Here is a 22052-nt window from a genome sequence, read left to right as displayed (position 1 = left end):
CGGCTTTTGCGTAGTCGCGATTTTACATCGCGCAATATACTCCGTGCTTAGATTGGGCTCCAGAGCTTAAGTAATTAGTCACGGGGTAAACCCGCGGCTACGGCTTTAAATAAATGCTGTCCCAATATGGGTAATCTGCAATGTTTTTTATTAAATGTGCACGTAATGGGTTGGCGACTATGTATCTAGCGCAATGAGTTAAATCTTCATCACTTCTGACTAAATGGTCATAAAACCCTTTTTGCCAAAGTTTTTGTTTACTAAACTCTCGATACACAGTTGCAGAACGCCCTTTAAAACTTCTGATTACCTCACTTAATGTCGCTATATCGTTTAATTGAAATAACCAATGAATGTGATTCGGCATTAATACAAATGTATTTGAGTTAATTTGCTCCTCTTTCTCAAGCTTTTTCATTTCATTTATTACTGCTCTATTAATTATTAAATTAGTGAGTAGATTTTTCCGTTTGTAGCAAACTAACGTAATAGCATAATAGTGATTCGCTTTAGATATTCTTCCTTTACGTAATAAATATGAGCTATGCATACCATCCCTGCATTTTAGTAATTACAGACCGATTAATTTTAAGCGTAGCAATATTTATGGACTTGCGTAGTCGCGATTTTATATCGCGCAATTTATTCTACACGTCGATTACGCTCCAGAGCTGCGGTAATAGTCGCGGGGTTAACTCGCCTCTCTCACCTTTTTGACTCAAAAACTAATTTCTTCAATAAATTCAACTAGAGCGAATATTCTAATTTGCTCTGGTCAGACCATTTGTTTTCATCTTGTTAACGTTTGCACAAAACAACCTCAATTGTGCATTGTTTGAACTTCGTTCAAAATGCGTTACGCTACTCTAATTGCTCAAATAACCCGTAAATTGACAGTTATTTGCCTTTTTGATACCTTATTGAAAATTTTTGGTATGACCAATTTACCTTTTGGGTAAATCGTCAAGCTCTAGGCCTTAAAAATTAGGCTTTTTAGTATTTATGCAACGTGGACGTTGATTAATGTCTTTAAAGATTAAAGCAGCAAAATTATCTGATGTTATTTTACAGCAACTTGAGAATATGATTCTTGAGGGCTCATTAGCGCCAGGTGAAAAACTGCCGCCAGAGCGCGAACTAGCAAAACAGTTTGAGGTGTCTCGCCCCTCACTGCGTGAAGCTATCCAAAAGCTAGAAGCAAAAGGCTTGGTTACTCGCAGGCAAGGCGGTGGCACGTTTGTTAAAAATCAGCTTGAAGAAGGACTCACTGATCCGCTATTTGATTTGATCAGTAAACACCCTGAGTCACAGTTTGATTTACTTGAATTTCGTCATGCACTTGAAGGGATTGCTGCATATTATGCGGCGCTTCGTGGTACCAGCACCGATTTTACCAAGGTTAAACAAAGCTTTGATAAAATTGCTCAAGTTAATAACGATTTACAATTAAAAGCCAAAGCAATTAATGCGTTTCACTTTAGTGTAGCCGAAGCCTCACACAACGTGGTTTTACTTCACTTAGTGCGAGGCATGCAAGCGCTACTGGAACAAAATGTATTGCAAAACTTAACGGTTTTATTAAAAAAACCAGATATTAGCAATCAATTAGCCCAGCACAGGCGCTTATTAATGGATGCCGTGATAGATGGCAATCCAGAACAAGCCCGTTTAGCAAGTAATGCTCATTTAGCCTTTATTGAAGAAGCATTACTGGAAGCGGGTAAAGAGCATTCGCGAATTGAACGTAGTTTAAGACGCACAAAACAAAATTAAGCTAATACGCTGTACTTAGAACACACTAAATTAGGTATACGTGGTATTAAATTAACAACATTCGTATTTTAAACATAAGGAAACCTCCATATGTCTGAAGTCAATAAAATTGACGTAGACGCGCTAGAAACACAAGAGTGGTTACAAGCTCTTGAATCAGTTGTGCGCGAAGAAGGTGTTGAACGAGCTCAGTTTTTACTTGAGCAAGTGTTAGAGCAAGCCCGTTTAGACGGCGTTGATATGCCAACTGGCACAACAACTAACTACGTTAATACTATTCCAGTAGATCAAGAACCGGCTTACCCAGGGGATGTAAACCTTGAGCGTCGTATTCGTTCGATTATTCGTTGGAATGCAATCATGATTGTATTACGTGCATCGAAAAAAGATCTCGACTTAGGCGGCCATATGGCGTCTTACCAATCATCAGCTGCGTTTTACGAAGTGTGTTTTAACCACTTTTTTAAAGCGCCAAATGAGGTAGACGGCGGTGACTTAGTTTACTACCAAGGCCATATTTCTCCGGGTATTTATGCACGTGCATTTGTTGAAGGGCGTCTTACGGCTGAGCAACTAGATAACTTCCGTCAAGAAGTAGATGGCAAAGGCCTACCTTCATACCCACACCCTAAATTAATGCCTGAATTCTGGCAGTTCCCAACGGTATCTATGGGTCTTGGTCCAATTGCATCAATCTACCAAGCTCGTTTCTTAAAATACCTAGACGGCCGCGGCCTAAAAGACACTAAAAACCAACGTGTATACGCGTTTTTAGGTGACGGTGAAATGGATGAGCCAGAATCACGTGGTGCAATTTCGTTTGCGGCTCGTGAAAAGCTAGACAACCTATGTTACTTGATTAACTGTAACTTACAGCGTTTAGATGGCCCAGTTATGGGTAACGGTAAAATTATTCAAGAGCTAGAAGGTCTATTTAAAGGCGCTGGTTGGAACGTAATTAAAGTTGTATGGGGCAGTGGATGGGATATTCTGCTAGCTAAAGATACATCAGGTAAATTACTACAGTTGATGAACGAAACAATTGATGGTGACTACCAAACATATAAAGCAAAAGACGGTGCATATGTTCGTGAGCACTTCTTCGGTCGTTACCCAGAAACAGCTGCACTTGTTGCAGATATGACTGATGACGAAATTTTTGCGCTTAAGCGTGGTGGTCATGAGCCTTCAAAACTTTATGCTGCATTCAAAAAAGCGGAAGAAACTAAAGACCGTCCAACTGTTATCCTAGCTAAAACTGTAAAAGGTTACGGCATGGGTGAAGCGGCTGAAGGTAAAAATATTGCGCACCAAGTGAAAAAAATGGACATGAGCCATGTTGAACACTTGCGTGACCGTTTAGGCCTTCAAGATTTAGTATCAGAAGAGCAAATTAAAGATCTTCCATACTTAACGCTTGAAGAAGGCTCAGAAGAGTACAAGTACTTACACGCACGCCGTGATGCACTTAAAGGTTACACACCTACACGTATTCCTAACTTTAGCGAAGAGCTAAAACTGCCAGAAGTAGATGCATTTAAGCCGCTACTTGAAGAGCAAAAGCGTGATATTTCTACCACAATGGGCTTTGTTCGTGCATTAAACGTGTTATTGAAAGACAAAGGCATTGGCAAAAATATTGTACCAATTATTGCTGATGAAGCGCGTACATTTGGTATGGAAGGTTTATTCCGTCAAATCGGTATTTACAATCCACATGGCCAAAACTACACCCCTCAAGACCGCGATATTGTTTCTTACTACAAAGAAGCAACATCAGGGCAAGTACTTCAAGAAGGTATTAACGAGCTAGGTGCAATGTCGTCATGGGTCGCTGCTGCAACATCTTACAGCACGAACGATTTACCTATGATCCCATTCTATATTTACTACTCTATGTTTGGTTTCCAACGTGTTGGCGACATGGCGTGGATGGCGGGTGACCAACAAGCACGTGGTTTCTTATTAGGTGCTACGGCTGGCCGTACAACGCTTAATGGTGAAGGTCTACAGCACGAAGATGGCCACAGCCACATTCTTGCAAATACGGTTCCTAACTGTATTTCTTACGACCCAACATACGCATTTGAAGTAGCGGTAATTATTCAAGACGGTATTCGTCGTATGTACGGTGAAAACCAAGAAAATATTTACTACTACCTAACGCTTATGAACGAAAACTACCATCAACCAGCTATGCCAGAAGGCGCTGAAGAAGGTATTCGTAAAGGTATTTACAAGCTAGAAAGCTACGAAGGTAAAAAAGCCAACGTACAGCTATTAAGCTCAGGTACTATCATGACTGAAGTGCGTAAAGCTGCAGCCATTTTAAGCGAAGAGTACGGTATTGCCTCAGATGTTTACTCAGTAACGTCATTCAATGAGCTTACCCGTGATGGTCAAGATGTTGAGCGTTTCAACATGCTTAACCCAGAAAGCGAGCAAAAAACAGCTTACATTACGAGCGTATTAAACGACTCAGTAACTGTTGCCGCAACTGATTACATGAAAAACTACGCAGAGCAAGTGCGTTCATTTATTCCAAGCAGTAACTATAAAGTGCTTGGTACAGATGGTTACGGACGCTCTGATAGCCGTGAAAACTTACGTCGTCACTTTGAAGTTAATGCAAGCTACGTGGTTGTTGCTACTTTATCTGAACTTGCTAAACGTGGTGATGTTGAAAAGTCAGTGGTTGTTGAAGCAATTAAAAAGTTCGACATTGACACAAACAAACTAAACCCACTGTACGCATAAGAGGTTTGCAATGAGTATTGAAATTAATGTACCAGATATCGGTGGCGATGACGTAGAAGTAACCGAAATTTTAGTAAGCGTTGGCGACAAAGTAGATGTTGATCAATCTTTACTTACCGTTGAAGGCGATAAAGCATCAATGGAAGTACCTGCTGCGCAAGCAGGTACAGTAAAAGAAATTAAAGTAAGCGAAGGCGACACGGTAACAACCGGTTCGTTAATCATGATTTTTGAAGGCGAAGAAACTGGCTCACAAAGCGAGCCAGAAGCGTCTGCTAAAACTGAAGCTGCTGCACCTGCAGAAGCTTCAGGCTCTGAGACTCAAGAAGTAACCGTACCAGATATTGGTGACGACGAAGTTGAAGTGACAGAAATCATGGTTGCCGTTGGCGACAGCGTAGATGAAGAGCAGTCAATTTTAAGTGTTGAAGGTGATAAAGCATCGATGGAAGTACCAGCACCTTTTGCCGGTACTGTAAAAGAAATTAAAGTAGCCGAAGGCGACAAAGTAAAAACAGGCTCTTTAGTGTTTGTTTTTGAAGTTGCCGGTTCAAGTGCGCCAGCATCAGAGTCGCCTAAGCAAGAGTCTGCACCAGCAGAGCCTGCTCAAAGCGCTGAGCCAAGCACTAAAGAAGTAAACGTACCTGATATTGGCGATGATGAAGTTGAAGTAACTGAGGTCATGGTAGCTGTTGGCGATAGCGTAGAAGAAGAGCAATCTATCTTAAACGTTGAAGGCGACAAAGCGGCAATGGAAGTACCAGCGCCATTTGCAGGTACAGTTAAAGAAATTAAAGTAGTTGCGGGCGACAAAGTAAAAACAGGTTCTCTTATTTTTGTATTTGAGGTTGCCGGTAGCGCACCTGCAAAAGCAGCAGCCCCGGCTGAGCAAAAGCCAGCTTCTGCTCCTGCAAAAGCCGAGTCTGCGCCAGCTCAAGCTGCACCTGCAGCTAAAGCAAGCAACGAAAGCTTTGAAAACAACAGCGCATATGCCCATGCATCGCCAGTTGTTCGTCGCTTAGCGCGTGAATTTGGTATTAACTTAGCAAACGTTAAAGGCTCAGGTCGTAAAAACCGTGTAGTTAAAGAAGACGTGCAAAACTATGTTAAAAACTTAGTTAAGCAAGTTGAATCAGGCCAATTACCAGCTGGTAAAGGCAATGCAGGCGGTAGTGAGCTTGGCTTAATTCCGTGGCCGAAAGTAGATTTTGCTAAATTTGGCGAAATTGAAGAGAAAAAGCTATCACGCATTCAAAAGCTATCGGGTAAAAACTTACACCGTAACTGGGTGCAAATCCCACATGTTACACAGTTTGACGAAGCGGATATCACAAGCCTTGAAGTATTCCGTAAAGAGCAAAATGTACTTAGCGAGAAGAAAAAACTTGGCGTTAAAATCACACCTCTTGTGTTTGTGATGAAAGCGGTAGCAAAAGTGCTTGCTGAGTTCCCAACATTTAACTCGTCATTGTCTGAAGACGGTGAAAGCCTTATCCTTAAAAAGTACATCAATATTGGTGTTGCAGTAGATACGCCAAATGGCTTAGTTGTTCCAGTATTTAAAGATGTGGACAAAAAAGGCATTATGGAATTATCTCGCGAACTGATGGATATTTCTAAAAAGGCGCGTGAAGGTAAGTTAACGTCATCAGACATGCAAGGTGGCTGTTTTACTATTTCAAGCTTAGGTGGCATTGGCGGTACGGCATTTACACCGATTGTTAATGCACCAGAGGTGGCTATTTTAGGTGTATCTAAATCTGAAATGAAACCTAAGTGGAATGGTAAAGAGTTTGAGCCAAAACTAATGGTTCCGCTGTCTATGTCGTACGATCACCGTGTGATTGACGGTGCACTCGCAGCACGCTTTACAGCAACGCTTGCGAGCTACATGAGCGACATACGTCAATTAGTGATGTAATCTTACAACGTGAACAAAATCAAATCCCAGCCGGTTGTTTTTAGCTGGGATTTTTACCATTTGCAATGATACAATCTTTGCACTATTTGTGAATTGCTCTGATTTTCTGCCCATGCAGAAACATGGCAGTTAAATTTTAGGGCTGTGTCCCGTTCAAACAATTAAGGTAATAGCATGAGCAACGAATTAAAAACTCAAGTTGTTGTACTAGGCGGTGGTCCTGGTGGTTACTCTGCGGCTTTCCGTGCTGCTGACTTGGGCTTAGAAGTTACATTAGTAGAATCACGCGAAACATTAGGTGGCGTATGTCTTAATGTTGGTTGTATTCCTTCAAAGGCACTTTTACACGTAGCTAAAGTGATTGATGACGCTGCAGAAATGTCATCTCACGGTGTTTCGTTTGGTGCGCCGCAAATTGATTTAGACAAAATCCGTTCTTGGAAAGATTCTGTAGTAAGCAAGCTTACTGGCGGTATCGACGGCATGGCTAAAATGCGTAAAGTAAAAGTAGTCAATGGCTACGGTAAGTTTACAGGTAGCAACACTTTAGCTGTTGAAGGCAGCGAAGGTTCAACTACTATTACGTTTGAAAACGCAATTATTGCTGCGGGTTCTCAACCAGTTAACTTACCTTTCATCCCAGAAGATGACCGTGTAATTGATTCAACTGGCGCACTAGAGCTTAAAGACGTACCAGAAAAACTACTTGTATTAGGCGGTGGTATTATCGGTCTTGAAATGGGCACAGTGTATCGTTCATTAGGTTCTACAGTCGATGTTGTAGAATTTGCAGACCAATTAGTACCTGCTGCTGATAAAGACGTAATTAAAATTTACTCTCGTTACGTTAAAGACAAATTTAACGTGATGCTTTCAACTAAAGTTGTTGGCGTTGACGCGAAAGACGATGGCTTATACGTATCATTTGAAGGCAAAAACGCACCAGCTGATGCCGTACGTTACGACAAAGTACTTGTAGCTGTTGGCCGTACTCCAAATGGTAAGCTTTTAGACGCAGATAAAGCAGGCGTAAACGTTGATGAGCGTGGCTTTATTAATGTTGATAAGCAGTTACGTACTAACGTAAACCACATCTTCGCAATTGGTGACTTAGTTGGTCAACCTATGCTTGCGCATAAAGCGGTACACGAAGGCCATGTTGCAGCAGAGGTTATCTCTGGTCAGAAGCACTTCTTCGACCCTAAATGTATCCCTTCAATTGCATACACTGACCCAGAAATTGCATGGGTAGGTGTGACTGAGAAAGAAGCAAAAGAGCAAGGCTTAAGCATTGAAACAGCGGTATTCCCGTGGGCTGCTTCAGGTCGTGCAATTGCATCTGCTCGTACAGAAGGTCAAACTAAACTAATCTTTGATAAAGACAGTGGTCGTATCATTGGTGGTGCTATGGTTGGTATTAACGCAGGCGAAATGCTTGGCGAAATCGGCCTAGGTATTGAAATGGGTGCTGACGGCGAAGATATCGCATTAACAATTCATGCTCACCCAACATTGAACGAGTCAATCGGCCTTGCCGCTGAAGTATTTGAAGGTTCAATCACTGATTTACCAAACAAAAAAGCAGTTAAAAAGAAGAAATAATTTAACTTTTTGATTTAGTCTTTAAAAACCCAGCTTTTGCTGGGTTTTTGTTTTTACAGCAGCAATTAAAAATAGATAAAAAGATTAGCTTTAGTGGGGGGGAGTTTTTATTCTGAGCTGACAGCTGATATCTATTCCCTTTTATTTTAGCTACAATACGCGCCGAACAAATTTTAGGTAATAGCCCCCTTGAAAAACCCTCAACATAACTCAGTATTAGTTTTGCGAGCTCAGCAAATAAGTGAATCGCGCCGCGAATTTAATGCCCGTGGTGGCAAAATGGATCGCTGTGAGCAATGTTTAATTGCTAAGCATTACTGTATATGTGAGGGGGTAGAGCAAGCGCAGTGTGATGCTGCTGTGTGTTTATTAATGTATCACAATGAAAGTTTTAAACCTTCAAATACAGGGCGTTTAATTGCTGAAATAGTCCCTGATAACTATGCATTTAGGTGGGATAGAACAGAGCCAAGCGCTGAGCTATTAGCCTTATTAAACAACGTTAATTATCAACCTATGGTGATATTTCCAGCTGAAGATGTAGAGCCGGGCAGGGCAACCACCGAAGTAAATATTGCGCCTGGGAAAAAGCCACTATTTATATTTTTAGATGGTACCTGGCGCGAAGCTAAAAAAATGATCCGCAAAAGCCCGTACCTAGATAATTTACCTGTGCTGTCGATCACAGCCGATAAATTGTCAGATTATCGTTTACGTGTTGCGCCTCACGCGTATCAGTTAGGCACTGCTGAGGTAGGTATTATGGTGTTAGCGCTCGCAGGTGAGCAAGATGCCGCCTTAAAGCTTGAGCAACACTTTATAAAGTTTCGTGATGCGTACTTACTGGGTAAGCGAAACAAGGGTAGACCACAGTAACTTAATTTTAGGCAAAGAAAAGCGCGCTCTATCTCTAGGCGCGCTTGCGGAATCTTCTAATTTTGCATCCTGCAATTGAACTTAATCAACTCCAATTTTTACTTATCCATGTGATTACGATATTACTTTTTAGTTCTATGTAATTTAGGCTATCCGGGCCTATCTCCTTTAAATCCCTGTACATCCTGTAATGGTAAAAACTATTACCAATTCCTATTTTCGCACATCCTAGTGCAGTCCATTAGCTTACAACTCCATTGCGTTGCCTCAAGGGCCTGTCCATTTAATTCCTATCACATCCTGTTAAACAACGTTCCACTGTTGCTGTCCTTTTCGCATCTTCTTGATGCTCTCCTTTTTACAACAATCCATTGCGATACTCATCCTGAGCCTGTCCTAATTTCCGTGTTGTCCGTAGTAACCTGATCATTGGTTGTTCGAGTAAGCAATCCATTTCCATTTACTCGGTAAGCATCACTGCTTGGTTGATGTAGTAATTGTAGCGTGCTGGCCAAACTAAAATAGGTCAAAACGGCTATAGAATTACTTATAAAAAATAAGAGTTAAAAATAAAGCTAATTAGAACATGTGCTTAACTTAATTTATGCGTGTTATTACAGTTTTTTTTACTCATTAACTGTCGCTTCTGTAAGAGATGTCTTACGCGATATTTCTATTTTGTTCATTAATTACTTATTTACATTTATGTAAAGAGTGTATATTTTCACTTATCACGATAAAATCACTCGTAAATAATGACTATTTAGGCAAATTGATATGAGAACTGCACTGGCTATACTTACCTGTATTATTAGCGCTGCACCGGCTTTTGCAAGCGATGTTGTTAATATTTACTCTTTTCGTCAACCGTTTTTAATCCAACCAATTTTAACTGACTTCACTCAGCAAACAGGTATTAAAACGAATGTGGTTTTTGCAAAAAAAGGGCTAATAGAGCGCGTTAAACGTGAAGGCAAGCACAGTAAAGCCGATTTAGTATTAACTTCTAACTTTAGTGCACTTATTCAGCTAGAAGATTTACATTTAACACAAAGTATTAAAAGCGATCGCATTAAAAATAATATACCAGCGTCATATAGAGATAGCGACGGGCAGTGGGTGGCATTAACTAAGCGGGTTCGTAATGTGTACTCATCAAAAGAGCGCCTAGGTGCATTACCTGAACTTACTTACGAAGATTTGGCTAACCCACAGTACAAAGGACAAATTTGTACACGCTCTGGCAAGCACCCATATAACCTTGGTTTGGTTGCGTCTATGATTGCCCACCATGGTGAAGCAAAAACTAAAACATGGTTAGAAGGTGTTAAAGCTAATTTAGCACGCAAGCCGCAAGGTAATGATCGCGCACAGGTAAAAGCGGTTAAAGAAGGTTTGTGTAACCTTGCTTTAGGTAATAGTTACTACCTTGGCAAAATGCTTCAAGACGACGAGCAAAAAGCGTGGGCTGAGTCTGTTTATATTAATTTTCCTAATCAACAAAACCGCGGCTCACACATAAATGTATCGGGTGCTGTGATTACTAAGTATGCAAAAAATCCTGAGAATGCACTTAAGCTTATTGAATTTATGAGCGAAACCAAAGCACAAAATATGTATGCTTCTGTAAATATGGAGTACCCAGTGAAACAAGGCGTTGAGCTATCAAGCTTAGTTGCCTCTTGGGGGGATTTTAAAGAAGATACTCTCGCACTTGATGAGATCAGCAAATATCGTCCATTAGCGCTTAAGTTAATTGATGAGGTGAAATTCGACCTTTAATGAACTCTCGATTTAAGCTGTCTAAATGGCAGCTCTTTGCTTGGTCTACAGGGCTTGTATTATTTGCCCCACTGTTTTTTCTAATAAATGAATCTTTACAAGGTGACTCAGAGGTTTTTTCTCATCTGTGGGATACCGTGTTGTGGGATTATATTACCAATACCATTGTGCTTATTTTTGGCGTGTGCTTGCTTAGCTGTGTCATTGCGTTGCCACTAGGTTGGCTCAGTGCATATTGCGCTTTTCCTGGAAAAAAGCAATTCGAATGGGCATTAATGCTCCCGCTTGCGATGCCTACCTATTTAATAGCCTATGTGTATACCGATTTGCTAGATTACGCAGGCCCTGTGCAAATAGCCCTAAGAGAGCGGTTTGGATGGCACTCGCCAGCGGATTATTGGTTTTTTGATATTCGCACTTTGCCAGGCGCTATCGTAATGATTGCACTTGTACTTTACCCATACTTATTTTTAATTTTTAAAACCGCGCTGCGAGAGCAATCATTTAAATTAGTGCAAGTAAGTCAATTAATGGGTCTGTCGCCTTGGCAAAGCTTTTTTAAGGTAAGCATCGTGCTTTCTCGTGGCTCAATTGTGGCAGCTCTTGCGCTTATTAGCATGGAAACCATGGCTGACTACGCAACGGTCAGTTACTTTGCCGTGAGCACGTTAACTACCGCAGTATATGATACCTGGTTTGGTTATTACTCGTTAACGGCAGCAGCTAAAATATCAGGAGTGATGCTATTACTACTGTTTTTAGTACTGATGGCCGAGCGTTTTAGTCGACGCAACCAAGCTGTATTTGAGCGACAATCCGGTGTTAATAGCGAGTCGCTGTATAAACTTAAAGGTAAAAAAGCATGGCTAGCAACATCATTTTGTAGTGCTATTTTACTCATTGCCTTTATTATACCTATGCTGGTTTTGCTAAATTACGCAATGACGTATTTTGAAAAAGCGTGGAACACGGCATTTTTTAGTTACGCATGGCAAAGTTTAAAAGTGGCTATAGTTGTAAGTGTGGTGAGTATAGTACTTGCAACTTTAGTTGTTTTTTATCAGCGTGTAGCTAAACAAAATTATGCGCTAATACCAGGTCGTCTAGCAGGGAGTGGCTATGCACTGCCGGGTACCGTACTGGCTATTGCTGTGTTATTACCACTGACCCTACTTGAAAATTCAATAAATACCGCACTTGAAAGCTATAACTTAACAATAGGCTTATTATTAACTGGCAGCATTTTCACAATTATAGCAGCGTACATAGTACGATTTTATGCCATTGCGCATGGTGCTATAGAATCAAGCTTTGTACGTATTAGCCCATCACTGGATATGGCTAGCCAATCTATGGGTAAAAGCCAAGGGCAAACACTGCGTTTAGTTCACCTTCCTTTATTACGACGAGGGCTATTAACGGCTGCAGTACTTGTATTTATCGAGTGTATGAAAGAGCTGCCAGCCGCATTACTATTAAGGCCTTTTGATTTTGAAAGTTTAGCCACACATGTATTTCAATATGTGAGCGATGAGCAACTTGAGCTGGCCTCTATTTCTGCTTTATTTATTGTTTTGGTTGGGTTGATCCCCTTGTATTTTATTAATCGTTCTATGGAGCAACGCAGTTAAATGAGCCGTTTAAATTTACAAGGCGTGGGTTATCACTACAGTGGCACGCAAGTGCTACATAATTTAGATTTAACGGTAGGACAGGACGAAATTATATGTATGCTTGGCGCCAGTGGCTGCGGTAAAACGACTACTTTAAAAGCCATTGCAGGGCTTATTGAAGTACATGAAGGTAGCGTTTATATAGATGGTAAGTGCGTAAGCGACAAGCACACATTCGTATCACCAGAGCATCGTAATATTGGGATGATGTTTCAAGATTATGCTTTGTTTCCGCACCTCAGTGTTGCCGATAATATTGCCTTTGGGCTGGGTAAATTAAGCAAAGCTCAAAAACAGCAACGGGTAGAGGAAATGCTAGAGCTAGTGCATTTAACGGGATGTGCAAAACGCTACCCTCATCAACTCTCAGGTGGGCAACAGCAGCGTGTAGCGATTGCGCGAGCACTGGCTTATAAGCCTAGTTTATTGCTCCTTGATGAGCCATTTTCGAACATAGATACGCAAGTGCGCTTTGAGTTAATTGCAGATATCAGGCGTATTATTAAAGCGCAGCAGGTCTCTGCGGTGTTTGTTAGCCACTCAAAAGAAGAAGCCTTTGCGTTTGCAGACACTTTAGCCATTATGCACCAAGGAAAAATAGCCCAACAAGGAACGCCCGAGCAGCTTTTTGCTTCGCCAAACACAAAGGAGGTTGCAGAGTTTCTGGGTCAGGGCATATACTTAGGCGCAGAAGTGTTAACGGCAACTGAATACACAACTGATTATGGTGTTGTGCAATCGCAGCATGAGCATACGCAAAGCGCAACAAAAGGGCGGGTATATATTCGTCCGCACCATGTTGAGCTTGTGCAAAATACGCAGGCCGATAAACCTAAAGGTGTGCGCATTTTAAGCCGTCGGTTTATAGGTTCGGCTTATGTTTACACTGTTGTAATTGCAGAGCAAGAGATTGAAGTTGCTGCACAATATGGCCAGTCATTTGAAATAAATGAGCGGGTTATAATAAAAATAAAACCTCACACGGTGAATTTTTTCGAATCATAACAAAGGTGTTATTCGCTGTGTTTTTATCAAGCTAAGGAATAACAATGGCGCAAGCGCAATCTGGGATTTGTGCTGAAGCAAACTTACACGGTTTGCATTTATTTTTTAATGTATTTGATGGTCAAGACGAGTCATTGCGCGCAAAGCTCAAACGCGTAAGCGCAATTGAAGAAGAGTTTAGTGATCAATTCTCCGAAGCCATGCTGTCTTGCATGGTGGCTATAGGCGCGCAATATTGGCCGCATATACTCCCGGAATATATCCCAAGCGAACTGCAAAGCTTTCCTAATATAAATCACAGTGACTTTGTAATGCGCGTACAGCCGTGTGATCTATTTATCCAAATTCGCTCAGACCGAGAAGACGTTAACCACCTGTTTGCTTTGCAAATATTAAAGTTATTTTCGCCCGATGTAGAACTGGTTGAACAAATTCGTAATTTCAGGTTTTTAGATGGTCGTGATTTTAATGGCTTTATTTATGCAGGCGACACCCCGCATGGCCGACAAAAGCGAGTCACTGCGTTGGTTAATAAACCCGAGAGCTTTGAAAATCAAGGCAGCTATATTCATGTACAGCGCTATAAACATGACTTGAGCGTGTGGCAACATTTATCTTTGAGCGAACAAGAGCATATTATGGGGCGTACGCGTTTAGATAACAGCTTAATAGAGCCTAAAACAAACACCAGTCATGCAACAAGAACAGAGCTTAAAGATGAGCATGGTCAAGCGATACTGCTTAATCAAAGTATGCCGTACGGTGATGTGTACGAGCAGGGCATGCTAAGTATTACGTGCTCTGCATCGGGAAGCGCATTTGAAAAGGTACTTAACAGCCGCATTGGAAAAGGAGAGTGCTACGATCACTGGCTTGATTTTACTCAAGCCGATATGGGATCTGCGTTCTTCGCACCGTCAGTCAGCTTTTTAAAACAGCTTTAAACTGTATCAAATAAAATGCGTACGCGCTCGAGCGTAACGTCTATTTCAGATATTTTTGCTGGGGCAATAAAAATCGTGTCGTCCCCGGCAATTGTACCTAATACACCATCAGCTTTGCCTAACGAGTCTAACAACCGGGCTATTAACTGCGCAGCACCTGGGCTGGTGGTAATAATAATCATCATTTCGTTATGCATAATATCTATAACAAGCTGACGTAGCGGGCTTTTAGCCGTCGGTACACCCATTTCTGCAGGTAGGCAATACACCATTTCTTGTTTAGCATTACGAGTACGCACAGCGCCAAACTTGCTAAGCATACGCGATACTTTACTCTGGCTTATATTGTCAAAGCCTTGCTCTTTTAATGCTTCGACTATTTCGCCTTGCGAGCCAAAGTTCTCTTCTTTTAAAAGTGCTTTAAACGCTTTTACCAGTGCTTCTTGTTTGTCTTGTGGTTGCATAGTCTTTATTCATTTTTGTTATTTATAATGCAAATTCTACACAAAAATGAATAATTATGCAGCAGTTGTTTAGTTAACTTGCCAGTTTGCTGCGATAAACCAGCAAAGTTTACAACTATGGTCGAAAATATACCTGAAATAAGCAGGATAAATTTGTTTTTAGACGCTAATTTCATTATCTTAAGAGCCACAAATATTTCCTACCTCAAATTACGGAGAATTCCAATGAAAGTTGCTGTATTAGGTGCTGCAGGCGGTATCGGTCAAGCGTTGTCTTTATTATTAAAAACAGGCTTACCAGCTGGTTCTGAATTATCACTTTATGATGTTGCACCAGTTGTACCAGGTGTTGCGGTTGACCTATTTCACATCCCTACAGATGTTAAAGTAGCAGGTTTTGGCGCAGACGATTTAAATAAAGCACTTGAAGGGTGTGATATCGTACTTATCCCAGCGGGTATGCCACGTAAACCAGGTATGGATCGTGCGGATTTATTTAACGTAAACGCAGGTATCATTAAAACATTAGCTGAGGGCATTGTAGCTAGCTGTCCTAAAGCATTAGTGGGTGTTATCACTAACCCAGTAAACGGCACTGTGCCAATCGTTGCTGAAGTATTCAAAAAAGCGGGTACTTACGATGCAAGTCGCGTATTTGGTATTACAACACTTGACGTAATTCGTTCTGAAGCATTTGTTGCTGAACTTAAAGGCGTAGATGTAGCGACTGTTAAAGTACCAGTAATCGGTGGTCACTCAGGCACAACTATTCTTCCTCTACTTTCTCAAGTAGAAGGCGTAAGCTTTACTGAAGAAGAAGTAGCTGCTCTTACTCCACGTATCCAAAATGCAGGTACTGAAGTAGTAAATGCTAAAGCAGGCGGTGGTTCAGCTACATTATCTATGGGTGCTGCTGCAGCTCGTTTTTGTATGTCTTTAGTTAAAGGCCTACAAGGAGAAGATGTTGTAGATTACGCATACGTTGCTGTTGAAAATGGCGATGCAGAGTACTTTGCTCATCCAGTACGTTTAGGTAAAAACGGCGTAGAAGAAATTCTTTCTTACGGCGAGCTAAGCGCATTTGAAGAAAAAGCTAAAAACGATATGCTTGAAACGCTTAAAAAAGACATCAAAGAAGGTGTCGATTTCATGGCTTAATAGCCAAATTTCATACAAAAAAGCCTGCATATGCAGGCTTTTTTATTGCTCGAAAATTATTACCCTTTACTAATTTAAGGGCTATGGCCTTAGTGATCTCGCTCTACAGCTATACGTGCTAAGCTAATTAACGCTTGCTTGTACTGCGACTCTGCTAAAAAGTCTAAACAGGCAATTGCTTTTTCAGCTTCTTGTTGTGCTTTTTGCATTGTAAATTCAAGTGCATTGGTTTGTTTAAGTGCACCTAGAATAGCTTCAAGATGGTCCATACCATTACAATGTTCAATAGCATCACGAATGAGTGCTTTTTGCTCATCAGTGCCATGCTGCATGGCATAAATTAATGGTAACGTTGGCTTGCCTTCAGCTAAATCATCACCAATATTCTTACCTAGCTGGTCTGCATCAGCATTATAATCAAGTACGTCATCAACCAGTTGAAAAGCCGTGCCTAAGTGCATGCCGTATAAGTTAAGGGAATTTAAAACACTGTCATCTTGCTCGGTTATAATAGCCGCAAGACCTGTTGCAGCTTCAAATAATTTAGCTGTTTTAGAGTAAATAACCTGCATGTAACTTGCTTCAGTGGTGTTAGGGTCATTGCAATTCATTAATTGCAGTACCTCACCCTCAGCAATAACGTTAGTGGCGTCAGCAAGGATTTGCATAATTTGCATTTTTCCAAGCCCTACCATTAGTTGGAAAGAGCGGGTGTAGATAAAATCCCCAACCAGCACGCTGGCCGCATTACCAAACTCTGCATTTGCAGTAGGGGTACCACGGCGCAGGTTAGACTCATCAACCACATCATCATGTAAAAGCGTTGCAGTGTGAATAAATTCAACAATCGTCGCCAAAGTAATATGGTCTTTACCTTGGTAACCTAAAGCTCTTGCTGCCAATATTGCCAGCATCGGGCGTACGCGTTTGCCACCGCTGTTAACGATGTACAAACCAAGTTGATTGACTAACGCCACATCGGAGCGCATTTGCGCATGTATAAGTTGATTGACGTCATTCATATCGCTTTCGATTAACGCCTGGATAGCTTTTATATCCATTGATCTCCGAGCCAATTTTTATGTGTGAACGGCGCCGATTGTACAACAAAAAATGCACTAGCTCGATATTTTGTGACGATTCATTAAAAAAACTGAGTTAAAAACTTTAATTTACGCTTAACAAGTATAGTTAGGTGCGTATTTTACAAACAAAGAGCGCGCACTAATTATACAGCTGTTTAGCTCTGGGGCGGGGGCAGTTCGGCGCAAATATATTTTATTTTTAGAGCAAAAAGCGCTTGGCAATAGGGCGATTTAATATAAAATGAAGGAAATATTGAATTGCTCTCAAAGCAGCTACTTTTTATTCATTTTAATTACAAAATAGGCTTGCTAGTTTTTATGCATTAGCGTAAACTTCGCGCCCTATCGAAGAATATTTTAGTTGCGTCGATTTGAGGGCGCACAGACGGAGTTAATTATGTACGCGGTTTTCCAAAGTGGTGGTAAACAGCATCGTGTGACTGAAGGTCAAACGATTCGTCTTGAAAAATTAGACGTTGAAACTGGTGCAGCAGTTGAATTTGATTCAGTACTTTTAGTTGCTGATGGTGAGAAAATCGAGATCGGTGTACCGTTCGTAAACGGTGGTAAAGTAACAGCTGAGGTTGTTTCACACGGTCGCGGTGAGAAGATTAAGGTTGTTAAATTTAGACGCCGTAAGCATTCTCGTAAGCAAATGGGCCATCGTCAATGGTTCACTGAAGTTAAAATCACTGGCATTAGCGCTTAATTAGAGGTACTTAGAAATGGCACATAAAAAAGCAGCTGGTAGTACTCGTAACGGTCGCGATTCAGAAAGCAAACGCCTAGGTGTTAAGCGTTTTGGTGGCGAATCAGTTCTAGCGGGTAGCATCATTGTTCGTCAACGTGGTACTCGTTTCCACGCTGGCGCAAACGTAGGTATCGGTAAAGACCACACTATCTTCGCAAAAGCAGATGGTAAAGTTCAATTTGAACAAAAAGGTCCTTTAAACCGCAAATACGTAACTATCGTAGCTGAGTAATCAGTAAGGTAGTAAAAAACCCCGCCTTTGCGGGGTTTTTTGTTTTTAGATACAGCAAATATATACCCAAGCCTGCATTTGCGTTGGCTTGGGTATATAATAGTTAAATTAAAGCCAATCCCTAAAGTGAGTAATCATGAAGTTTGTAGATGAAGTAGAAATTCGCGCAGAAGCTGGTGACGGCGGCAGCGGTGTCGTGTCTTTCCGTCGAGAAAAATATGTACCAGACGGTGGTCCGGACGGCGGTGACGGTGGAGACGGTGGTAGTGTTTACCTACAAGCTGATGAAAACTTAAATACCCTAATTGATTACCAATTTGAGCGTTTTCATCGTGCTGAGCGCGGTACTAATGGCCAGAGTCGTAACTGTACAGGTAAAAAAGGCGAAGACTTAATTGTAAAAGTACCTGTTGGTACGCGTATTACCGATGTTGATACTCAAGAGGCACTCGGTGATTTAACGCAACACGGTCAAAAAATTGTAGTTGCAAAAGGTGGTTTCCATGGCTTGGGGAATGCACGCTTTAAATCAAGTACTAACCGTGCTCCACGCCAAAAAACATTAGGTACACCTGGTGAGGTACGCAACCTTAAGCTAGAGCTTATGCTACTTGCTGATGTAGGCCTTTTAGGGTTACCAAATGCCGGTAAGTCTACATTTATTCGCAGTGTATCGGCAGCAAAGCCAAAAGTAGCTGATTACCCGTTTACCACGCTTATTCCTAATTTAGGAGTTGTGCGCCCAGAGGCTAACAAATCGTTTGTAGTAGCCGATATCCCTGGTTTAATTGAAGGCGCCTCAGACGGTGCTGGCCTAGGTATTCGCTTTTTGAAACACCTAGAACGCTGTCGTGTGTTGTTACACGTGATCGATGTTATGCCGGTTGATGGTTCAAACCCTGTTGATAATGCATTTGCCATTATTAACGAGTTACACCAATACAGCCCTAAGCTTGCAGAAAAACCACGCTGGTTAGTGTTTAATAAAATAGACTTATTGCCAGAAGATGAAGCGCAAGCCTTGTGTGAGCAAATTGCACAAGAGCTAGGTGAAGAGCAAAACGTTTACCGCATTTCAGCAGTCAACAAGCTTAATACTCAGCCGTTAATTCACGATATTATGGCCTTGCTCGATAGCATGCCAAAAGAGAAGTTCGACGAAGTTGAAGATGAAGAAGTTGAGTTTAAGTGGGATACCTACCATCAAAAAGCAACGAAGAGCGACGATGATGATTGGGACGACTGGGATGAAGACGACTACGATGTAGAAGTCGTCTACGAGCGTTAATAAAAAACTATTTTAAAAAGGAGCATAAGCTCCTTTTTTATTTTTTAAGAATAAAGTACTAGGTGTTTAATGTGATAATTTCAATGATCGCCGCAATGGCAAATAATCGTGTAATTGGTCTTGATAATAAAATGCCATGGCATTTACCGGCCGATTTACAGCATTTTAAAAAGGTAACAACAGGCAAGCCTGTTCTGATGGGTCGTAAAACGTTTGAGTCAATAGGCCGCCCGTTACCAGGGCGTCGCAACATCATTATTACCCGTAACACTCAGTACAGTGCGCAAGGTATCGAAACAGTAACTACGCCAGAAGCTGCGCTAGAGCTAGTTAAACACGAAGAAGAGGTCATGATTATTGGTGGTGGTAATATCTATCAGCACTTTTTACCACGCGCAGAGCGTTTATATTTAACCTTTATAGATTTAGAGGTAGAAGGCGATACACAATTTCCTGATTATCAAGCGCTAGCAACGTGGGAAGTTGTCGATGAACAGCCAAATATACCCGATGAAAAAAATAAATATAGTTATAAATTCGTAACTTTATATAAAAAAGGTTAACATTATTGCTAAGTTTGCAGTGGGTTGATACAATATTAAGCAGTTAACATAGGTAAAAAGTACCATAAAGGATGTTTCATGTTTAAATTGTCAAAGCTAATTGTAATTACAGCTGTTGCAGCGAGTTCATTGATGTATACCGTTCCAGCTAAAGCAAACGATCAATTAGCGGTATCTATTTGTGAATATATCGCAGCTGATGATAAAAACCGTTTACGCAGTAAACTAAAAAGCTCACGTGTAAAAATTCGCAATATTTACGATGCTGTTCAATGTAATGGTAATAACTTACTTCGCCATGCTGTAGCAAGTAACGCTGTAAACTCAGGTGAGTACATAGTTAAAAATTTATCAAAAAGCTCTCTATCTGATGGTGCTGACATAGCATGGGCTGAGGGCAATGGTTACGGTAGCTCACCGTTAATCGCAGTTATTAAAGACCGCGCAGGCCTTTAATTTAATAAGTAACTAAAAAACCGCGCTAGTCGCGGTTTTTTTGTGCCGTTTACTTAATGCTTTTGTCGTGTATTTATAGAAAGTATGACTGCTCAGCGCCAATTACATAAAGATGTCATAAATAGTTAATACTCTACGTGCATAAACACAAGAGGCTGTTATTTATGCGCGTATCATCTTTTACTCGACTGCTAGCTACACTATTGACGTTAGCTAGTATTCTTTTAGCCGTCACACTATTTTGGGCAAGCCAAACTTTATTTAAGCTTGAGCAACAAGATAGCGCATACAGTAAATTAAAAAATACAATTTTAGTGGATTTAGGCGGTTATCTAGGCAGTTATTTAGAACAAGGTGATAGCCAATACTTAAACCAATCTTCAACCTTAATTGAGCAAGTTAAAACACAGCAACTCGCAGTGCTCCCCTTAGCACTTGCTGAGCAATTAAATGAGCAACTAAGTACGTTAGATACCGATATTAAAGGCAAATACAGAGCGTTGGGTAAATTGTCAGGCAACGAAACGGCGTTACTTGATAATGCAATCCGCCAAATGGCGGGTTCAGCGTCGTCATTAATTAATTACGCACAAAAATCCCCTAATCAAAATAGCGATGCGCAGGCTTATTATACGCTGGGCGCGGATTACTATAACGAGGTGACCAACCTTGCGCTATTTACCTACCAATTAATCGTAAGTTACGACAACAATACCGAGCAAAGTTTGCAGCAAAGTATTGCTAATTTAAATGCGGTAGCAGCCAAAATAGATCAGCTCCCTAATTTAGGTGTTATGAGCGAGGTTGACGACGATGCTTTGTTTTTTGACGAAGAAGCTGAAGATTTAGCCGATGAAATAAAATCTGAAATTACAAGCTGGCCTAATCGCTACCCTAGAGACTTAGCCAGTACATTAGCGCAAGCTCAGCAACGTGAAGCGGGGACCAATGCACTACGTGAGCAAATTAGCTTGCTCTCTAAAACCGTTATCTATGCAGAGCAGCAACTAAAGCACACCCAAGGGGTGCTTAAAGAAAACGTATTGTGGGTATTTTGTTTTGCTATTGGTGCTTTGGTGATGCTAGCCGCGGGTGTTTATATTGTGCAGCGTAACCAAGTGCTCAACCCATTAAGGCAACTCAGAGACGGGTTTGCCTTTTTAATTGAAAGTAACGAGCTTAAAAACATTGAAAGTAAGAACCCAAAAACAGAGGTTGGCGAAATAGCCAGTTACTTTAATTTATTAATTGAGCGACAGCGCAAAGAGGCACAAGAGCGTGCCCAAATGCTAAAAGTGGTAAATGATTTTATGCAGCAAATGAGTGAGCATTTGCAAACGATTAGTCAAAAAGCATCTACAAGTCATGGGCAAGTGGAGCAAAACCAACATTTGCTTACTGATATTCAACAAATTGGCGAGCAGGTAAATAATATTAATGCCCAAGTGGCTGATAACGCGCAGCACACGTTTAGTGCAATGGAGCATAGCTTAGGTTTTGCACAAAGCATGCTAAGTGCTAGCTCCGATACGCAAACACGGGTTGAGCAAAGTATGCAAAACCTGCAAGAGCTACTGGCAGGGGTTGAAGGTGTTGGGCAAATTATTGAAGTGATCCGCAATATTGCCGATCAAACTAACTTACTCGCGTTAAATGCAGCAATAGAATCAGCACGCGCTGGCGAGCATGGGCGAGGTTTTGCTGTAGTGGCAGATGAAGTAC

19 protein-coding genes are annotated in these 22052 nt (G+C 41.2%); 16 read left to right on the top strand and 3 right to left on the bottom strand.

Translation table 11 applies throughout. The annotated features are described in order from the left end of the window. Positions 1 to 97: 97 nt before the first annotated feature. The gene (locus AABI99_RS13350) at positions 98 to 550 is read right to left on the bottom strand and encodes a transposase (protein ID WP_338366391.1); all 453 of its coding nucleotides are present in this window, start codon (positions 548 to 550) and stop codon (positions 98 to 100) included. Positions 551 to 1023: 473 nt separating this feature from the next. On the opposite strand from AABI99_RS13350, the gene pdhR reads away from it, so the two are divergent. From pdhR to AABI99_RS13305, 9 genes are all read left to right on the top strand, one after another. Beyond that, on the top strand, positions 1024 to 1773 hold the full coding sequence (gene pdhR / locus AABI99_RS13345; protein ID WP_089348719.1) for a pyruvate dehydrogenase complex transcriptional repressor PdhR: 750 nt from the start codon (positions 1024 to 1026) through the stop codon (positions 1771 to 1773). 90 nt (positions 1774 to 1863) lie between these two features. Next, entirely contained in the window at positions 1864 to 4530 is a 2667-nt protein-coding gene (gene aceE / locus AABI99_RS13340; RefSeq protein WP_338366390.1) for a pyruvate dehydrogenase (acetyl-transferring), homodimeric type, read from the top strand. Positions 4531 to 4540: 10 nt separating this feature from the next. Beyond that, positions 4541 to 6451 carry a pyruvate dehydrogenase complex dihydrolipoyllysine-residue acetyltransferase gene (aceF, locus tag AABI99_RS13335; RefSeq protein WP_338366389.1) on the top strand — a complete coding sequence of 637 codons (1911 nt, stop codon included), beginning with the start codon at positions 4541 to 4543 and terminating at the stop codon, positions 6449 to 6451. 174 nt (positions 6452 to 6625) lie between these two features. Continuing rightward, positions 6626 to 8053 carry a dihydrolipoyl dehydrogenase gene (gene lpdA, locus AABI99_RS13330; protein WP_338366388.1) on the top strand — a complete coding sequence of 476 codons (1428 nt, stop codon included), beginning with the start codon at positions 6626 to 6628 and terminating at the stop codon, positions 8051 to 8053. Between the two features lie 189 nt (positions 8054 to 8242). Next, positions 8243 to 8929: a DTW domain-containing protein gene (locus tag AABI99_RS13325; protein WP_338366387.1), complete on the top strand. Its 687-nt coding sequence runs from the start codon at positions 8243 to 8245 to the stop codon at positions 8927 to 8929. A 777-nt stretch (positions 8930 to 9706) separates the two neighbouring features. Further along, positions 9707 to 10711, top strand: a complete 1005-nt coding sequence (locus tag AABI99_RS13320; protein ID WP_338366386.1) for a Fe(3+) ABC transporter substrate-binding protein — start codon at positions 9707 to 9709, stop codon at positions 10709 to 10711. After that, positions 10711 to 12342: an iron ABC transporter permease gene (locus AABI99_RS13315; RefSeq protein WP_338366385.1), complete on the top strand. Its 1632-nt coding sequence runs from the start codon at positions 10711 to 10713 to the stop codon at positions 12340 to 12342. Before AABI99_RS13320 ends, AABI99_RS13315 begins: the two co-directional genes overlap by 1 nt. Beyond that, on the top strand, positions 12343 to 13389 hold the full coding sequence (locus AABI99_RS13310; RefSeq protein ID WP_338366384.1) for an ABC transporter ATP-binding protein: 1047 nt from the start codon (positions 12343 to 12345) through the stop codon (positions 13387 to 13389). It begins immediately after the preceding gene. A gap of 44 nt (positions 13390 to 13433) precedes the next feature. Beyond that, positions 13434 to 14333, top strand: a complete 900-nt coding sequence (locus AABI99_RS13305; RefSeq protein WP_338366383.1) for a Dyp-type peroxidase — start codon at positions 13434 to 13436, stop codon at positions 14331 to 14333. On the opposite strand, the gene argR is transcribed toward AABI99_RS13305, so the two are convergent. Beyond that, entirely contained in the window at positions 14330 to 14797 is a 468-nt protein-coding gene (gene argR / locus AABI99_RS13300; RefSeq protein WP_338366382.1) for a transcriptional regulator ArgR, read from the bottom strand. The two genes, AABI99_RS13305 and argR, sit on opposite strands and share 4 nt — an antisense overlap. Positions 14798 to 15022: 225 nt before the next feature. Here argR and mdh point away from each other — a divergent pair, with 225 nt between their 5' ends. Continuing rightward, a complete protein-coding gene (gene mdh / locus AABI99_RS13295) occupies positions 15023 to 15955 on the top strand; it encodes a malate dehydrogenase (RefSeq protein WP_338366381.1) in 933 nt (310 codons plus the stop codon). Positions 15956 to 16044: 89 nt separating this feature from the next. Here the strand turns inward: mdh and ispB are convergent, their stop codons facing one another. Further along, positions 16045 to 17016 carry an octaprenyl diphosphate synthase gene (gene ispB, locus AABI99_RS13290; RefSeq protein ID WP_338366380.1) on the bottom strand — a complete coding sequence of 324 codons (972 nt, stop codon included), beginning with the start codon at positions 17014 to 17016 and terminating at the stop codon, positions 16045 to 16047. A gap of 421 nt (positions 17017 to 17437) precedes the next feature. On the opposite strand from ispB, the gene rplU reads away from it, so the two are divergent. From rplU to AABI99_RS13260, 6 genes are all read left to right on the top strand, one after another. Beyond that, entirely contained in the window at positions 17438 to 17749 is a 312-nt protein-coding gene (gene rplU, locus AABI99_RS13285; protein WP_004587921.1) for a 50S ribosomal protein L21, read from the top strand. A gap of 16 nt (positions 17750 to 17765) precedes the next feature. Beyond that, positions 17766 to 18023 carry a 50S ribosomal protein L27 gene (rpmA, locus tag AABI99_RS13280; RefSeq protein WP_004587922.1) on the top strand — a complete coding sequence of 86 codons (258 nt, stop codon included), beginning with the start codon at positions 17766 to 17768 and terminating at the stop codon, positions 18021 to 18023. A gap of 136 nt (positions 18024 to 18159) precedes the next feature. Beyond that, a complete protein-coding gene (gene cgtA / locus AABI99_RS13275) occupies positions 18160 to 19311 on the top strand; it encodes an Obg family GTPase CgtA (RefSeq protein WP_338366379.1) in 1152 nt (383 codons plus the stop codon). Between the two features lie 71 nt (positions 19312 to 19382). Beyond that, positions 19383 to 19874 carry a type 3 dihydrofolate reductase gene (folA, locus tag AABI99_RS13270; RefSeq protein WP_338366378.1) on the top strand — a complete coding sequence of 164 codons (492 nt, stop codon included), beginning with the start codon at positions 19383 to 19385 and terminating at the stop codon, positions 19872 to 19874. A 78-nt stretch (positions 19875 to 19952) separates the two neighbouring features. Beyond that, the gene (locus tag AABI99_RS13265) at positions 19953 to 20330 is read left to right on the top strand and encodes a DUF3718 domain-containing protein (RefSeq protein ID WP_338366377.1); all 378 of its coding nucleotides are present in this window, start codon (positions 19953 to 19955) and stop codon (positions 20328 to 20330) included. A gap of 164 nt (positions 20331 to 20494) precedes the next feature. Beyond that, positions 20495 to 22052: methyl-accepting chemotaxis protein (locus AABI99_RS13260; RefSeq protein ID WP_338366376.1), on the top strand; the 1558-nt coding region annotated here is incomplete at its 3' end.

The organism is uncultured Pseudoalteromonas sp., from assembly GCF_963922945.1.
Lineage (GTDB): Bacteria > Pseudomonadota > Gammaproteobacteria > Enterobacterales > Alteromonadaceae > Pseudoalteromonas.
Note: the sequence above shows the minus strand (reverse complement) of the source record. Positions and strands in the feature narration are given on the sequence as shown.

Excerpts from the sequence above, each read along its gene's own strand:
- aceF (WP_338366389.1), top strand. The coding sequence starts at position 4,541 with ATGAGTATTGAAATTAATGTACCAGATATCGGTGGCGATGACGTAGAA.
- AABI99_RS13310 (WP_338366384.1), top strand. The coding sequence starts at position 12,343 with ATGAGCCGTTTAAATTTACAAGGCGTGGGTTATCACTACAGTGGCACG.
- pdhR (WP_089348719.1), top strand. The coding sequence starts at position 1,024 with ATGTCTTTAAAGATTAAAGCAGCAAAATTATCTGATGTTATTTTACAG.
- argR (WP_338366382.1), bottom strand. The coding sequence starts at position 14,797 with ATGCAACCACAAGACAAACAAGAAGCACTGGTAAAAGCGTTTAAAGCA.
- ispB (WP_338366380.1), bottom strand. The coding sequence starts at position 17,016 with ATGGATATAAAAGCTATCCAGGCGTTAATCGAAAGCGATATGAATGAC.
- rplU (WP_004587921.1), top strand. The coding sequence starts at position 17,438 with ATGTACGCGGTTTTCCAAAGTGGTGGTAAACAGCATCGTGTGACTGAA.
- aceE (WP_338366390.1), top strand. The coding sequence starts at position 1,864 with ATGTCTGAAGTCAATAAAATTGACGTAGACGCGCTAGAAACACAAGAG.
- cgtA (WP_338366379.1), top strand. The coding sequence starts at position 18,160 with ATGAAGTTTGTAGATGAAGTAGAAATTCGCGCAGAAGCTGGTGACGGC.
- mdh (WP_338366381.1), top strand. The coding sequence starts at position 15,023 with ATGAAAGTTGCTGTATTAGGTGCTGCAGGCGGTATCGGTCAAGCGTTG.
- AABI99_RS13320 (WP_338366386.1), top strand. The coding sequence starts at position 9,707 with ATGAGAACTGCACTGGCTATACTTACCTGTATTATTAGCGCTGCACCG.
- AABI99_RS13350 (WP_338366391.1), bottom strand. The coding sequence starts at position 550 with ATGCATAGCTCATATTTATTACGTAAAGGAAGAATATCTAAAGCGAAT.
- lpdA (WP_338366388.1), top strand. The coding sequence starts at position 6,626 with ATGAGCAACGAATTAAAAACTCAAGTTGTTGTACTAGGCGGTGGTCCT.
- rpmA (WP_004587922.1), top strand. The coding sequence starts at position 17,766 with ATGGCACATAAAAAAGCAGCTGGTAGTACTCGTAACGGTCGCGATTCA.
- AABI99_RS13315 (WP_338366385.1), top strand. The coding sequence starts at position 10,711 with ATGAACTCTCGATTTAAGCTGTCTAAATGGCAGCTCTTTGCTTGGTCT.
- AABI99_RS13305 (WP_338366383.1), top strand. The coding sequence starts at position 13,434 with ATGGCGCAAGCGCAATCTGGGATTTGTGCTGAAGCAAACTTACACGGT.
- AABI99_RS13265 (WP_338366377.1), top strand. The coding sequence starts at position 19,953 with ATGTTTAAATTGTCAAAGCTAATTGTAATTACAGCTGTTGCAGCGAGT.